This window comes from Pseudomonas sp. H1_D04 (assembly GCF_054683855.1).
The window spans coordinates 6303485-6318716 of record NZ_CP162826.1; the positions used below are offsets into that span (position 1 = coordinate 6303485).

10 protein-coding genes and 1 pseudogene are annotated in these 15232 nt (G+C 60.7%); 6 read left to right on the plus strand and 5 right to left on the minus strand.

All coding sequences use genetic code 11. From position 1 onward, the window contains the following. Positions 1-203: 203 nt before the first annotated feature. On the minus strand, positions 204-1703 hold the full coding sequence (locus AB4N82_RS28965) for a CoA-acylating methylmalonate-semialdehyde dehydrogenase (protein ID WP_122764074.1): 1500 nt from the start codon (positions 1701-1703) through the stop codon (positions 204-206). Positions 1704-1811: 108 nt separating this feature from the next. Between AB4N82_RS28965 and AB4N82_RS28970 the strand changes: the two genes are divergently transcribed. The 4 genes and pseudogenes from AB4N82_RS28970 (at position 1812) to AB4N82_RS28985 (ending at position 5506) form a co-directional block, all read left to right on the plus strand. Beyond that, positions 1812-2750 carry a LysR family transcriptional regulator gene (locus tag AB4N82_RS28970; RefSeq protein ID WP_032885451.1) on the plus strand — a complete coding sequence of 313 codons (939 nt, stop codon included), beginning with the start codon at positions 1812-1814 and terminating at the stop codon, positions 2748-2750. A gap of 68 nt (positions 2751-2818) precedes the next feature. Continuing rightward, positions 2819-3750, plus strand: a pseudogene (locus tag AB4N82_RS28975) (ornithine cyclodeaminase family protein). Next, on the plus strand, positions 3747-4880 hold the full coding sequence (locus AB4N82_RS28980; protein ID WP_032885453.1) for an NAD(P)/FAD-dependent oxidoreductase: 1134 nt from the start codon (positions 3747-3749) through the stop codon (positions 4878-4880). The pseudogene AB4N82_RS28975 and the gene AB4N82_RS28980 overlap by 4 nt, the downstream one beginning before the upstream one ends. Further along, positions 4880-5506, plus strand: a complete 627-nt coding sequence (locus AB4N82_RS28985; RefSeq protein ID WP_032885454.1) for a helix-turn-helix transcriptional regulator — start codon at positions 4880-4882, stop codon at positions 5504-5506. Before AB4N82_RS28980 ends, AB4N82_RS28985 begins: the two co-directional genes overlap by 1 nt. Positions 5507-5820: 314 nt before the next feature. Here AB4N82_RS28985 and AB4N82_RS28990 read toward each other — a convergent pair whose 3' ends face one another. Continuing rightward, positions 5821-6591 carry an ABC transporter substrate-binding protein gene (locus AB4N82_RS28990; RefSeq protein WP_099603334.1) on the minus strand — a complete coding sequence of 257 codons (771 nt, stop codon included), beginning with the start codon at positions 6589-6591 and terminating at the stop codon, positions 5821-5823. Positions 6592-6857: 266 nt separating this feature from the next. On the opposite strand from AB4N82_RS28990, the gene AB4N82_RS28995 reads away from it, so the two are divergent. Further along, entirely contained in the window at positions 6858-8540 is a 1683-nt protein-coding gene (locus AB4N82_RS28995) for an AMP-binding protein (protein WP_122764072.1), read from the plus strand. 45 nt (positions 8541-8585) lie between these two features. Here AB4N82_RS28995 and AB4N82_RS29000 read toward each other — a convergent pair whose 3' ends face one another. From AB4N82_RS29000 to AB4N82_RS29010, 3 genes are all read right to left on the minus strand, one after another. Next, positions 8586-10640 (minus strand): TonB-dependent receptor, encoded by a 2055-nt coding sequence (locus tag AB4N82_RS29000; RefSeq protein WP_032885458.1) that lies wholly within the window; start codon positions 10638-10640, stop codon positions 8586-8588. Positions 10641-10873: 233 nt separating this feature from the next. Next, entirely contained in the window at positions 10874-12148 is a 1275-nt protein-coding gene (locus tag AB4N82_RS29005) for a glucarate dehydratase family protein (RefSeq protein WP_095186425.1), read from the minus strand. Further along, positions 12145-13512 carry an MFS transporter gene (locus AB4N82_RS29010; RefSeq protein ID WP_099603357.1) on the minus strand — a complete coding sequence of 456 codons (1368 nt, stop codon included), beginning with the start codon at positions 13510-13512 and terminating at the stop codon, positions 12145-12147. The genes AB4N82_RS29005 and AB4N82_RS29010 overlap by 4 nt, the downstream gene beginning before the upstream one ends. A gap of 106 nt (positions 13513-13618) precedes the next feature. Here AB4N82_RS29010 and AB4N82_RS29015 point away from each other — a divergent pair, with 106 nt between their 5' ends. Next, positions 13619-14518 (plus strand): LysR family transcriptional regulator, encoded by a 900-nt coding sequence (locus AB4N82_RS29015; protein ID WP_032885460.1) that lies wholly within the window; start codon positions 13619-13621, stop codon positions 14516-14518. Positions 14519-15232: the final 714 nt, after the last annotated feature.

The window sequence follows — 15232 nt, forward strand, 5'->3', positions numbered from 1 at the left end:
AGGGTTGGTTGGCCAGTGCTTAAACACTGTGTTTATGTACAGTATTCGTCATTCGCCTGGCCGTCAACCCTCAAGTGAAAAACAACCAAAAGTGGGAGGGGCTTGCCCCCGATGGTGGTGTATCAGGCACATATACAGTGACTGTCATTCCGCCATCGGGGGCAAGCCCCTCCCACATTTGCCCTGCGATGTTCTTCCAAGCGTTATTTGGACACCGGCATCGCAAACTCCGCGCCTTGCTCGATGCTCTCCGACCAGCGCTGCATAATCGATTTCTGCTTGGTATAGAACCGAACACCCTCAGTGCCGTACGCATGCATGTCGCCAAACAGACTCTTCTTCCACCCCCCAAAACCGTGCCACGCCATCGGCACCGGGATCGGTACGTTGATGCCCACCATGCCCACCTGAATACGCCGCGCAAATTCGCGGGCGATGTTGCCGTCGCGGGTGAAACAGCTGACGCCGTTGCCGAACTCGTGGTCGTTGACCAGCTTGATCGCCTCGCCAAAGTCGTTCACCCGCACACACGCCAGGACCGGGCCGAAGATTTCTTCGCGGTAGATGCTCATCTCTCGGGTCACATGGTCGAACAGGGTCGCGCCGAGCCAGAAGCCGTTTTCCAGGCCCGCTTCGGTGGGCACGTAATCACGCCCGTCCAGCAGCAGTTGCGCGCCGGCCTGCACGCCTTGTTCGATGTAGCCGCTGATGCGCTCCAGTGCAGCGCGGGACACAATCGGGCCCATCTCGGCCTTGAGGTCGCGGCCGTCGGTGATGCGCAGTTGCTTGGCGCGCTCGGTCAAGGCAGCGATGACTTTGTCACCGACGTCACCAACCAGCACGGCGACGGAGATCGCCATGCAGCGCTCGCCGGCACTGCCATAAGCAGCGCCCATCAGGGCGTCGACGGTTTTTTCGATGTCCGCATCAGGCATCACCACCATGTGGTTTTTAGCACCGCCCAGCCCCTGCACACGCTTGCCGTTACGCGCGCCGGTTTCGTAGATGTATTGGGCAATCGGTGTGGAGCCGACGAAGCTCACGGCCTTGACGTCCGGGTGTTCGATCAGTGCATCCACCGATTCCTTATCGCCCTGCACCACGTTGAACACGCCTTTGGGCAGGCCGGCTTCACGCAGCAGCTCGGCCATGAACAACGAGGCGCTCGGATCGGTCGGGCTTGGCTTGAGGATGAACGTGTTGCCCGCCGCGATGGCGATCGGGTACATCCACATCGGCACCATCACTGGGAAGTTGAACGGCGTGACGCCGGCCACTACGCCCAACGGTTGGCGCAGGGTCCAGTTGTCCATGCCTCGGGAAACTTGGTCAGAGTGTTCGCCTTTGAGCAGGTTGGGAATGCCGCACGCGAATTCCAGAATATCGATGCCACGGTCCACTTCGCCCTGGGCGTCGGTGAAGACCTTGCCGTGCTCGGCGACGATGATGCGCGCCAGGTCGTCCTTGCGCTCACGCAACAGGTGCAGGTACTGGAACAGCACGCGGGCGCGGCGGATGGGCGGGGTATCGGCCCAGCTGTCGAAAGCGACTTGGGCAGCAGCAACGGCTTCGGATACGGTCTGGCGGCTGGCCAGCGCGACGCGCCCGGTTTTTTCGCCGGTGGCGGGGTTGTAGACGTCCTGATAGCGATCATCGCGGGACACGCGCTGGTCGTTGATGTAGTGCTCGATTGTGGTTGTCATGGCAGTCGATCCAGGTGGGTAGCGTTGGAACACACGATAGGCTTTCGCTTTGTTCCAAACCAGAGCAGAATCCTGAACTTATTGTCCACATACGCGAACAATCCACCCATGGAAAAATCTGAGATCGAAGGCCTATGGACCCATATACACTGGCTTTCCATATTGGAAGAGCAAGGCACTTACACGGCTGCCGCTGCGCGCCTGGGCGTCAGCAAGTCTGCGGTCAGCCAGCGTATTGCCGACCTGGAAAAGGCCACCGGCACTCAGTTGGTCACGCGCACCACGCGCAGTGTGCGGCTGACCGATGCGGGGCTGTCGCTGACCCGTGAAGTGCGCAGCGCCTATGCGCAGATCGCCCGCAGCTTCTCGTCAGTGCGTGATTCTGTGGGGGAGATTCGCGGGCTGGTGCGCCTTACCGCGCCGGTGGCATTTGCCCGACAGCAACTGGTGCCGCATCTGTCGGAATTCCTGCAGCGTTACCCGCAGGTGCGTATCCAGCTGGATGTGTCCGATGCGCTGAGTTCCCTGGCAGCCGAAGGTTACGACCTGGCCGTGCGCCACGGTTTCCAGGTGCCGGAAACCCACGTCGCCTGGAAGCTCTGCGACACCGGGTCGGTGCTGGTAGCCACCCAGGATTACCTGCAACGCCACGGAGAGCCCCGCGAACCCGGCGAGCTGTCGGCACACAACTGCCTGTTCTACCCACGGGGCACCGACCAGCCCGCCTGGACCTTCGAACGCGGCAGTAAAAACGTTGAACGCCTGACCGTGCCCATCGCCGGCAGCTTCGCCACCAATAACAGTGAGGCGCTGCGCGACTCCGCTCTCAACCACCTGGGCATCGCCCTGCTCCCGGACTTCAGCGCCCATGCCGCGCTGACCAGCGGCAAGCTGGTGCAGGTGCTCAAGGACTGGACGCTCAAGGGCGCATTTGCCAATGAGATCTACTTGATTCGGCCGTATTCGCCCCATGTGCCGAAGTCGGTGAGTGTGTTGGTGGGTTATCTGAAGGAGAAGCTGTCGGGGGGCTTTCGTTATCTCGGATAAGGTTTGCCTCTTGCTCGACGGAACTAAAAGTCCATAATGGACAAATAAGTTCAACAAAAGAGGCATTCATGTCCAGCACCCCGCATGTGATCAACCAAACCCAGGCCCGCGAACTGCTGGGCCAAGTCGATGTGCTGCAGATCCTACGCGCACTGTTCCGCGACCTGGCGGCCGGGCATGCGGTGCAGCCGCCCCAGCAATGGGTGGAATTCCCCCAGGGCGCCGGTGACTTCATCAACTACCTGGGCGTGCTGGCGCAGGACGGCGTGTATGGCATGAAAACCTCGCCGTATATCGTGCGTGAGCAAGGGCCATTGGTAACCGCCTGGACGCTCTTGATGTCCACGCACACCGGCCAGCCGCTGCTGTTGTGTGATGCCGCAGAACTGACCACCGCACGCACCGCCGCGACCACTGCGCTGGCGGTGGATGCGCTGGCGCCACAGGCGGCTCGGCGACTGGCGATCATCGGCAGCGGCAAGGTGGCCCAGGCTCACCTGCACTACGTGAAAAACCTGCGGGATTGGCAAGGCATCAACTTCTTCTCGCCCAGCCTGACCGCTACTGACTCCACGCTTCAACGCCTGGACCCACGCGTGAGCATCGCCCCAACCTGCGAAGCCGCCCTGGAAGACGCCGACGTGATCCTACTGTGCACGTCATCAGCCGGCCCGGTGATTGACCCTTCGCGCCTGAGCAAACCAGCGCTGATCACCTCCATCAGCACCAACGCACCGCGCGCTCACGAAGTCCCCCCCAATCACTGAACGAAATGGACGTGTTCTGCGACTACCGCCAAACCACGCCAGGCTCGGCGGGCGAGATGCTGATCGCCGCCGAACAACATGGCTGGAACCCAAGCGCAGTCATGGGCGACCTGCCCGAACTGCTCAGCGACCAAGTGCAGCGCCCGTCCTACGACCGTCACGTATTCTTCCGCTCCATCGGCCTGGGCCTGGAAGACATCGCACTGGCCAATGCCCTCTGGAGACTTCTATGAACCACGCAGATTTCATCATCATCGGCGGCGGCATTGCCGGTGCGTCCACGGGTTTCTGGTTGTCGCAACACGGCAAAGTGAGAGTGCTGGAACGTGAATCTCACCCGGCCTATCACTCCACCGGGCGTTCGGCTGCGCTCTACACCGCCGCCTACGGCACTCCGCAGGTGCGGGCGTTGACCCTGGCCAGCCGGGAGTTTTTCGACCACCCGCCGGCAGGGTTCTGCGAGCATCCCTTGCTCACACCGCGCGGCGAGATGACGGTGGACTTCACCGGCGATGCGGCCGAGTTGAACGCGCAGTACCTCAGCGCCAAGGCCACCGTGCCGCAGGTTGAACAGCTGAGTGTCGACGAGGCCTGTGCGAAGTTGCCGATCCTGCGTCGGGAAAAGGTTCACGGTGCGATCTATGATCCCACTGCCAGCGACATCGACACCGACGCCCTGCACCAAGGCTATTTACGCGGTATTCGTCGCAAGGGCGGCGACGTGCATACCGACAGCCATGTGCTGGGCTTGAGCCGTGACAGCGGTGGTCTTTGGCACGTCACCACCCAACACGAAACCTTCACCGCGCCGATCATTATCAACGCCGCTGGCGCCTGGGCCGACCACATCGGTGGGCTGGCCGGTGCCGCATCCATTGGCCTGCAACCCAAGCGCCGCTCGGCGTTTATCTTCGCCGGCCCCGAAGGCGTGGACAGCCATGCGTGGCCAATGCTGGTGGCGCTCGACGAAGCGTTCTATATGAAGCCCGACGCCGGCATGTTCCTCGGTTCACCGGCCAACGCAGACCCGGTCGAGCCTCAGGACATCCAGCCCGAAGAATTGGACATCGCCATGGGCATCTACCAGATCGAAGAAGCCACCACCCTGACCATCCGCCGCCCCACGCGAACCTGGGCCGGACTGCGCAGTTTTGTGCACGACGGTGACTTGCTTTCGGGCTTCGACCCGCGAGTGCCAGGGCTGTTCTGGGTAGCGGCGCAAGGCGGTTACGGCATCCAAACCTCACCGGCCATGGGCCAGGCCAGTGCGGCACTGGTGCGCGGCGCACCGCTGCCGGAGGCACTGACCCGGTTCGGCCTCGACGCTGGTATGCTCTCCCCCGCCCGCCTGGAGCCCCATTGATGAACACCGTCGAACCCGACAACGTCTTGCAGAATTTTCGCGCGATCGCCGATGCCATCGCCACGCTGTTCTTCCCCCACGCCGAAGCGGTGCTGCATGACCTGCGCACGCAAAAAGTCGATTACATCGCCAATAACCTGTCGAAACGCGCGATTGGCGACGACTCGGCGCTGGAGGACATGCTCAGCGATGACGTGAGCGAAGTGAATATCGGCCCCTACGAAAAACTCAACTGGGACGGTCAGAAAATTCGCAGCCTGAGCACCGTACTGCGCGACGCCAACGGTCGGCCCCTGGCGGTGCTGTGCATCAACCTGAATATTTCACTGTTCGAAAATGCCAAGGCGGCATTGGACCTGTTCCTGTCGCCAAGCAAGCTGATCCCACAGCCGGACGCGCTGTTTCGCGATGACTGGCAGGAACGCATCAACACCTTCCTGCATGCCTGGATGCGCGAGCGCCAGTTAAGCCTGAACCTGCTGACCCGCGACCACAAACGCGAACTGGTGCTGGCACTGCATGCCGAAGGCGCGTTCAAGGGCAAGAGCGCCTCGAACTATGTGGCCAACGTTCTGGGTATGGGGCGGGCAACGGTTTACAAGCATCTGAAGGAATTAAAGGGCTGAACCTTCAACCCTGGATGAGTTTTTTGGTGAGCGGGCTCTTTGTCTTGAGCAGGTCTTATGTGATGAACAGGATTTTGTAGTGAGCGGGCTTGCCCCGCGCTGGGTGGCGAAGCCGCCCCAAATTCAGACGCCTCAGTTCCAACTGAAGGTATGCACTGTCAGTAATGGGGCGGCTTCGCCACCCAGCGCGGGGCAAGCCCGCTCACCACAAAAGCAGAACTGCTCACCACAAAAGCAAGCCCGCTCATTACAACTGCAGGACTGCTCATCAAAAAAGCAAGGCTACTCACCACAACAGCAGCAGCCCCGCTGCATCAATCACCGTAAATGTCAGCCTTGAAGTACTGCTGCGAAATCTTCTGGTACTCACCACTGGCACGAATGCCGTCGATGGCCGTGTTCAATTCGCTGACCAGCGTCTCGTTGCCCTTGCGCACCGCAATCCCCGCGCCTTCGCCTACGTATTTCGGGTCCTTGAGCTCCGGCCCGACAAAAGCGTAGCCCTTGCCCCGTGGCATTTGCAGGAAGTCATTCAAGGGGATGGTGTCGGCAAAAATCGCATCCAGGCGCCCTGCCGCCAGGTCCATGTAGATCTCTTCGTTATTGCTGTAGCGCTTGACGTTAATGCCCTTGGGCTCAAATACCTCGGTGGCGTAACGGTCGGTGGTGGTTGCACGCTGCACACCGACGGTCTTGCCCTTCAGGCTGGCGTACTGGTCATCCACCACCGCGCCGTCTTTCATCACAAGACGCGATGAGGTGAAGTAGTACTTGTGGGTGAAATCTACTGACTTCTTGCGGTCTTCGTTGATGGTCATGGACGACAGGGCCATGTCGATTTTCTTCACCTTGAGGGAAGGAATCAGACCATCGAACTCACCTTCAACCCACACGCACTTGACCTTCATCTGCGCGCACAGCGCGTTGCCGATGTCGTAGTCGAAGCCGACGATGGTGCCTTCCTGGGTCTTGGAGGCAAACGGCGGGTAGGCCGCCTCGATGCCGATGCGCAGGGTTTTCTCGGCGGCCCATACGTGGCTGGAAGCGATCAAGGCCAGGGCGGTGATAAGCAAGCGTTTCTTCATGGGGGATCTCGCAAGTTGTTGTTGGTTTGGCAAGAGAGAAGAAAAAATCCAGCAAGAGCTTTTGTACTTATAATTCCATACTGGACTTTTATGTATTGATCGTCAATCCAGCCCCTGCACCCATGACTTTTTTGCACAACACACCGGTGTTTTTGAGCGTTCATCTCTGGATTTATGCGTGCCTATACTCGGTTCAGCCTCTCGGTTGAACCGTGGGTCACCGCAGCACAGAAATGTCCCTACAACAATAATCAAGGACACCGACCATGACGCATCCCTTCCTGGCCGCGCGGGATTTTCTGCTCGCCCATCGCATCGACTACGCCACCGCCGTTCGCGACTTCCGCTGGCCGCAGCTGGGTGCGTTCAACTGGGCCCTGGACTACTTCGATGCCATGGCCGAGGGCAATGCGGCCAACGCGCTGTGGATCGTCGAAGAAGACGGCAGCGAGCAGCGCTACAGCTTCCAGCAACTGGCGACGCGCTCAAACCAGGTGGCCAACCATCTGCGTGCCCTCGGCGTGCGACGCGGCGACCGAGTGCTGTTGATGCTCGGCAACGACGTGGCGTTGTGGGACACCATGCTCGCCGCCTTCAAACTAGGCGCCGTAGTGATCCCGGCCACCGCCCTGCTCAACCCGGATGATCTGCGCGACCGTATCGAGCGTGGCCAGGTTCGCCATCTGGTGGTCGGCGAGGCGCATGTCGGCAAGTTCGACGGCCTGGGCGATGGCTGTAGCCGCATCTGCGTGGGAGCTGCGCCCAGCGGCTGGGTCGCGCACAACGCCGCATTTGAATACCCCGAGCAGTTCGAAGCCGAAGGCCGCACCCTGGCCACCGACCCCATGCTGCTGTACTTCACTTCCGGCACCACCTCCAAACCCAAGATGGTGCTGCACAGCCACCAAAGCTACCCGGTGGGCCACCTGTCGACGATGTACTGGATCGGCCTGCAACCCGGCGACCTGCACCTGAATATCTCGTCTCCAGGCTGGGCCAAGCACGCGTGGAGCTGCCTGTTCGCGCCGTGGAATGCCGGCGCGTGCATTTTCATCCATAACGTCGCGCGGTTCAGCGCGCCGGCCTTGCTGACAGCGCTGGAACAATACCGCGTGACCAGCCTGTGCGCCCCGCCGACCGTGTGGCGCATGCTGATCCAGGAAGACCTGGCCAGTCACAAGGCGCGCCTGAATCTGCGTGAATTGGTGGGTGCGGGCGAACCCCTGAACCCGGAAATCATCGAGCAAATCCAGCAGGCCTGGGGCTTGCCGCTGCGCGATGGTTTCGGCCAATCGGAGACCACCGCCCTGGTCGGCAACACCCCCGGCCAGTTGCTCAAGCCAGGGTCCATGGGCCGTCCACTGCCGGGCTATCGTGTCGTGCTGTTGGACGCCGACGGCCTACCGGGCAACGAAGGGGAAGTCGCGCTGCCGCTGGATGTACGCCCTCTCGGTTTAATGGTGTGCTACGAGGACAGCCCGGAAAAAACCGCCGAAGTGATGCGCGACGGTTACTACCGCACCGGCGATACCGCGCAGATCGACAGCGACGGCTACATCACCTTCGTCGGTCGCGCCGATGACGTGTTCAAGGCCTCCGACTACCGCATCAGCCCGTTCGAACTGGAAAGTGCGCTGATCGAACACCCGGCGGTGATGGAAGTTGCCGTAGTGCCCAGCCCAGACCCACTGCGCCTGGCGGTGCCCAAAGCCTTCCTGATCCTGGCCCACGACGCCCCCGGCAGCGCCGAGCTGGCCCGCCACATCCTCGCCTTCGCCCGCGAACACCTCGCCCCGTACAAACGGGTGCGGCGCATCGAATTTGTCAGCGAACTGCCCAAAACCATTTCCGGCAAGATCCGGCGGGTAGAGCTGCGGCAGATGGAGGTGGTGCGTCGCCAAGGGGATGCGCGGGGTGAGCACGAGCATTTCGAGGAGGATTTTTCCTGAACGCAGAACCCGGCGCCGCAGCGCCGGGGCACGCAGGAATACAGCTTACAGGTCGTAACGCAGCGCCATGCCAAAGGTGCGCGGCGCGCCGGCGTCGATGATTTCGTCATCGCGGTTGTTGGTGACGTAGCGCTTGTCGAAGGCGTTTTTCACGAAGCCCGAGACAGCCACGTTCTTGGTGACTTTGAATTCGCTGCTGAAGTTGGCCAACACGTAGTTGTCGCTCCTGCGCTCGCCGTTGACCTTGCCCGCTGAATCGAACTCGTACGCCGAAGGCGCGCTGCTCTGGTACGTCACGTCGGTGTTGAAGGTCAGGCGCTCGTTGAAGCGATAGATGCCGCCCACTGAAGCCTTGTACTTGGGCGAGTAGTAGAACGCTTCGCCGCTGCGGTCCTGGCCGTTGCCGACGATGAAGTCCTTGTACTTGCCATCGGTGATCGCGCCACCAAGGGTCAGGGTCAGTTGCTCGCTCAGGTCTTTCTCGATGAACACTTCCAGGCCCTTGATATCGCTGCGGCCGGCGTTGTACACGTTGATGACATTGCTGTTGGCTTGCCGCACGCTGACCTGCTGGTCTTTCCAGTCGGTGTAATACAGGTTGGCGCGTGCACGCAGGGTGTCTTCGAGAAATGAACCGCGGTACGACAGCTCATAGTTGGTGGTGTATTCCGGGTCATATGCCTCGTGACCGCTGCCGGAGCGCACGTTCACGCCACCGCCGCGATAACCTTTCTGCACCATGAAGCCCAGGTACTGGCCGGTGGCGAGTTCGTAGTTGATGCCCAGTTTTGGCAGCACGGCCGCGAACGACTTTTTGACCTTCGCCGCGTCGGACAGGTCGTCCTGCTTGATGTCGGTGTCGTTGGTTTCGTGGTCGTAGCGCAGGCCGGTGACCAGAGTCCAGCGCGGTGCGAAGGTCCAGTCGACTTCACCAAACAGCGCCTTGTTTTCGATGACTGTGTCGCCTTTCACCGTGACCGCCAATACGTCATCGAACAGCAGTCGGTCGTGGAAATTGTTGGAGTTGTGGCCGTAATAGGCGCCGACGAAACTTTTCACCGTGTCCGAGCTGTAGTTGAGGCGCAGCTCCTGGCCGAAGAGGTTGCCATCCTGCTTGCGTCGGATGACTTCATTGGCGTCGGCAGTCTGGTCGAAGTCCAGGCGGTTGGTGTAGTCGGACCGGGTGTTGGTGGTCAGGCTGGTCAGCGACCATTGGTCATCGAGGCGGTAGTCGACCTTGGCGCTGACGGTGTCCTGGTTGAGGTTGTCGAACGCTTGGGTATCGGAGGACACCTTGTAATAGCGCACCTTGTCCGGGGTGCGGATGACCGAGTTGTCACCCTGGCGGTGCTCGTTGTGGGCGTAGGTCAGCAAAACGTCGAGATCGTCGTTGGGCAGGATCAACAGCTTGCCACGCGCGTTGCTCGTGCGGTGCGGGTTGGCATCCTTGCCGAGGGCGATGTTGTCGATGTAACCATCGCCATCTTGATAATCCAAGGCGATGCGACCTGCGATCTTGTCATCGACAATGCTGCCGCCACCGGCCACCGCTGCGCCTTTTTCTCCGTAGTTGCCCACGTTGGTTTGCGCCGAAAAAGTCGGTTGGAACGTCGGGTTGCGGGTCTGGATCACTACGGCGCCGGCCAGGGAGTTACGCCCCTGGGTGGTGGATTGCGGGCCGAGGAAGACTTCTACCTGTTCCACATCCCACAAGCCGGTAGGGCTCAGGGTCAGGGTGCGATTGGGTTGCACGGCACCATCGACATACACCGAAACGGCGCCATTGAGGGTCGCGGGGCCCTGGTCATCGAATCCGGACACCGGTACACCGCGAATGCCCCAGTTTTCGTTACCGGCCTGGCTGTACACACCCGGCGTGCGCGCGAACACATCGACCAGGCTGTGATCGGCCTTGTCCCGCAGTTGTTGTTCGGTCACGACCACAACGCTGGATTGGGTCTGCTCAAGGGAGCGGTTGATTTTCTCGCCACTCACCGTAATCGGCGCGATTTCCATCGTGTTGGGTTCGGCAGCCCAAGCCCCTGAAGCCAGGCAAACCGACCCGACCGCCAACGCAATTGTGTTCTTTTTGAAATTCACGCCCAGCTCCCCTAGCACCCTTCGTTATTGTTTTTTATGGCGGGCTGAAGGCAGCCAAACGCCAGCGGGGCTGAGTCTAAGGGATAAAAAAACCAAAGTGAATTTAATTGATAAGAAATCTCATTTGAGATAACTGCGCATTCACGTATCAGCTTGAATACATAGCGCGGCACAGCGTCCCGCGAAAAAAAAGGCCCGGTGGCGCACCACCGGGCAAAACGAAGCGACCAGCTTCAATAACGCGGTTTGACGGTTTTCCACTCCGGTTGATAGCGCTGCATCTGTTTCACGTCGTCGCGCTGGCGGATGCCACAGGTAAGGTATTGATCATGCAGCTTGCCCAATTGGTCATGGTCCAGTTCCAGGCCCAGCCCCGGTGCGCGGGTGATTTTTACGCAGCCGTCGACAATCGGCAGCTTGCCGCCCTTGATCACCTCCTCATCCGGCTCTTGCCACGGGTAATGGGTGTCGCAGGCGTAGTCGAGGTTGGGCACCGACGCGGCCACGTGGGCCATGGCCATCAGGCTGATGCCCAAGTGCGAATTGGAGTGCATCGACACGCCCAGGCCGAAGGTCTGGCACATCTTCGCCAGCGCCTGGGTGTCGCGCAGGCCGCCCCAGTAGTGGTGGTCGGCAAGTACGATCTGCACGCTGTTAAGCGCCACGCTGCGGCGAAACTCGTCAAAGTCGGTGACCACCATATTGGTCGCCAGGGGCAAGCCGGTGCGTTTGTGCAGCTCGGCCATGCCGTCCAGGCCGGGGGTCGGGTCTTCGTAATATTGCAGGTCATCGCCGAGCAACTCGGCCATGCGGATCGAGGTTTCCAGGGACCAGTTGCCGTTCGGGTCAATGCGCAGCGGCACGCCGGGGAAGGCCCTTTTCAGCGCCTTGATGCATGACACCTCGTGCTCGGGTTGCAGCGCACCGGCCTTGAGCTTGATGCTTTTGAAGCCGTAGGTGTCGATCATGCGCCGGGCCTGGGCGACGATCTGTTCCTCGTTCAGCGCTTCGCCCCAGCTGTCGGGTTTATACGGCGAATCAATGTGCGTGGCGTATTTGAAAAACAGGTACGCGCTGAACGGGATCTGGTCACGGATCGCGCCGCCGAGCAGGTCCACCAATGGCACGTTCAGTGAGTGCGCCTGCAAATCAAGAAACGCCACTTCGAATGCCGAATAGGCATTGCTCACCGCCTTGCTGGCGTGGGAGCCCGGTGCCAGTTCGGCGCCGGCCAGGCTCGCCGGTTTATGGGCGGCGACGGTGGCCTGCACGATGGCGCGCAATTGGTTGAGGTTGAAGGGGTCGAGCCCGATCAACTGTGACTGTACCTGCTGCTGGATCGCCAACGCCGGGGCATCGCCGTAGCTCTCGCCCAGGCCGATGTAGCCGGTGTCGCTCTCGATCTCGATGATCGAGCGCAGCGCGAAGGGTTCGTGAATACCACTGGCGTTGAGTAATGGCGGGTCACGGAAGGCAATCGGGGTGACGGTAACGCGGACAATTTTCAAGAGGCGGCTCCCTGTGGACCGGAACGCAAGGCGTGAGGATGGGTGGACGATTTGGACGCAGGCGGCACAGTGCCCCGAGGCGCGGTGCGGGCAAAAAACACCACTACCGCCGCCACCAGCGAGGTGGCCGCCAAGCCATACAGGCCGCCCTCGATGGAGCCGGTGGTCTGCTCCAGCAAGCCGAAAGTGGTGGGCGCAACAAAGCCGCCCAGGTTGCCGACCGAATTGATCAAGGCGATCACCGCCGCGGCGATGCGCGCATCCAGGTAACCCTGGGGAATCGGCCAGAACAACGCCGAGGCAGCCTTAAAGCCGATCGCGGCAAAACAGATAGCGACAAAGGCAAACACCGGCCCGCCGGTGGTGGACATGAACATGCCGAATGCGGCGATCACCAGCATCAGTGACACCCACGCCTGTTGGTGCTTCCACTTGCTGGCCAACGAAGCAAAACCGTACATCGCGACGATGGAAATCAACCAGGGGATGGAGTTGAACAGACCAACCTGGAAGTCTCCCAGGTTGCCCATTTTCTTGATCATGCTCGGCAGCCAGAACGTGGCGCCGTAGATGGTCAGGGCAATGGAGAAGTAGATGAAGCAGAACAGTGCGATCTGTTTGTCGGCAAGCAATTTGAACATCGACGGCCGCACGCTCTGGCTCGCCTCACGGGCTTGCTGCTCCAGCGCGATGGCAGCGGCCAACGCGTGTTTTTCGTCGTCGCTGAGCCACGTGGCCTGATGGGGATGGGACTGCAACCAGAACCACACGAACCCGCAGAGCACGATGGAGGCAAAGCCTTCGATCAGGAACATCCACTGCCAACCATGCAGGCTCAGGCCGCTGACGTTGAGCAGTGCCCCCGACACCGGCCCGGAGATGACCGAGGCGATCGCCGAGCCACTGAGGAAAATCGCCATCGCCTTGCCACGCTCGGCGGCCGGCAGCCATTGAGTGAAGTAGTAGATGATCCCCGGGAAAAACCCGGCTTCGGCGGCGCCGAGGATAAAGCGCAGGATGTAGAAGCTGGTTTCGCCCTGAACAAAGGCCATGGCCATCGCCGCCGCGCCCCAGGTGAACATGATGCGCGTCAACCAGGCCCGCGCGCCGTAGCGCTGCAAGAGCAGGTTGGACGGCACTTCGAAGATCGCGTAACCGATGAAAAACAACCCGGCGCCCAAACCATAGGCCGCTGCGCCAATGCCCAGGTCGGTCTCCATATGGCTGCGCACAAAGCCGATATTGACCCGGTCGATGTAATTGACGATGAACATCACCACGAACAGCGGCAGTACATGACGCTTGACCTTGGCGGCCGCGCGGGCAAGCACGGTCGGGTCTGGCGGATTCTGGAGGGTTTCCACGGGCAACTCCCATTCATTGTTTTTTTAGGGGCAGAACAATGATGGACGCCGTGAATTGTTCCCGTCTAATCTAACTTGGCATCCGATTGATACCGGGATTAGATCAATGTTCGAGCTGACGCAACTGCGCTGCTTCACCACCGTAGCCACTGAGCTGAATTTCCGCCGCGCTGCGGAACGGCTGAACATGACCCAGCCGCCGCTGAGCCGGCAGATCCAATTGCTCGAACACCACTTGGGCGTAGAGCTGTTTACCCGCACCACTCGCAGCGTCGCGCTCACCGCTGCTGGCCGCGCGTTTTTCATCGAAGCCCAGAACCTGCTGGAGCTTGCCCAGCAAGCGGCCGTGACCGCGCGACGGTTTGCCGAAGGCGATATCGGCACGGTCAATATCAGCTTCGTCGGCAGCGCGGTGTATGAGTTTCTGCCCAAGGTGATCGCCGAGGCGCGTCTCAAGCAGCCTCACGTCAAGATCGACCTGGCCGAGATGAACACCTACCAACAATACGAAGCCCTGCGCGCCCGACGCATCGACCTGGGCATCGTCCGCGCGCCCCTGCTGGAACCGGGCTACGCCACCGAATGCCTGGTGCGCGAGCCCTTCGTGCTGGCGGTGCCGAGCAGCCATCGCCTGGCCAACGCCGAGACGGTCAGCGTGCACGACCTCGACGCCCAACCCTTCCTCATGTACGCCCACGCCGCCTACCCGCCCTTCAACGAACTGCTCACCGGCCTGCTGCGCTCGGCCCGCGTCGCGCCAGATTATGTGCAGTGGCTCGGCTCGTCCCTGACCATCCTCGCGCTGGTCAACGCCGGCATGGGCCTGGCCCTGGTACCTCGTTGCGCCAGCAGCGTAGTGTTCAAGAACGTGGTGTTCCGCGACATCGACCTGGGCGAAGGCGCGCAGAGCGAATTGCACCTGATCTGGCGTGAAAACAACGACAACCCGGCATTTGCCATGTTGCTGGAAGGGATTCGCAATGCAGTGCGTGAGGGGTGGGCCTGAATAGCGATAGATATGGGGTGCTCTTGCTGTTGGGGTGAGCGGATTTTTTGTGATGAGCGGATGTTATGGGGTGAATGGATTTGTTGTGGTGAACGGATGTCCTGTGGTGGGTGGATTGTTGTGGTGAACGGATGTCCTGTGGTGAGCGAGCTTGCCCCGCGCTGGGCTGCGAAGCGGCCCCCATCAAGAACACCGCATTTCTTCCGGTAAATCTCGGTGGCAGTTTTGGGGCTGCTCCGCAGCCCAGCGCGGGGCAAGCCCGCTCACCACAAAAAAGACCGTGCACCACGGAAACCCTAACGACCACAAAAAGACGGTGCACCACAGAAAGCCTGGTCATCACAGAGGCCCTGCCAACCACGGTAAATATGGGTTGTTATAGCTGGTGAACAGGCTGTCCATGGTGAGTGTATTTGTTGTGGTGAACGGGTGCCCTGTGGTGAGCGGGCTTGCCCCGCGCTGGGCTGCGAAGCGGCCCCATCAAGAACACCGCATTTCTTCCGGTAAATCTCGGTGGCAGTTTTGGGGCTGCTCCGCAGCCCAGCGCGGGCAAGCCCGCTCACCACAAAAAGACCGCGCACCACAGAAAACCTCACAACCACAAAAAGACTGTGCACCACAGAAAACCTGATCATCACAGTGGTCCTGCCAACCACGGTAAATATGGGTTGTTATGCCTGGTGAACAGGCTGTCCATGGTGAGTGGATTTGTTG

Bases quoted from the DNA above. Each gene is read 5' to 3' on its own strand.
- AB4N82_RS28985 (WP_032885454.1), top strand. From the start codon at position 4,880: ATGAACACCGTCGAACCCGACAACGTCTTGCAGAATTTTCGCGCGATC.
- AB4N82_RS28965 (WP_122764074.1), bottom strand. From the start codon at position 1,703: ATGACAACCACAATCGAGCACTACATCAACGACCAGCGCGTGTCCCGC.
- AB4N82_RS29015 (WP_032885460.1), top strand. From the start codon at position 13,619: ATGTTCGAGCTGACGCAACTGCGCTGCTTCACCACCGTAGCCACTGAG.
- AB4N82_RS28970 (WP_032885451.1), top strand. From the start codon at position 1,812: ATGGAAAAATCTGAGATCGAAGGCCTATGGACCCATATACACTGGCTT.
- AB4N82_RS28990 (WP_099603334.1), bottom strand. From the start codon at position 6,591: ATGAAGAAACGCTTGCTTATCACCGCCCTGGCCTTGATCGCTTCCAGC.
- AB4N82_RS28980 (WP_032885453.1), top strand. From the start codon at position 3,747: ATGAACCACGCAGATTTCATCATCATCGGCGGCGGCATTGCCGGTGCG.
- AB4N82_RS28995 (WP_122764072.1), top strand. From the start codon at position 6,858: ATGACGCATCCCTTCCTGGCCGCGCGGGATTTTCTGCTCGCCCATCGC.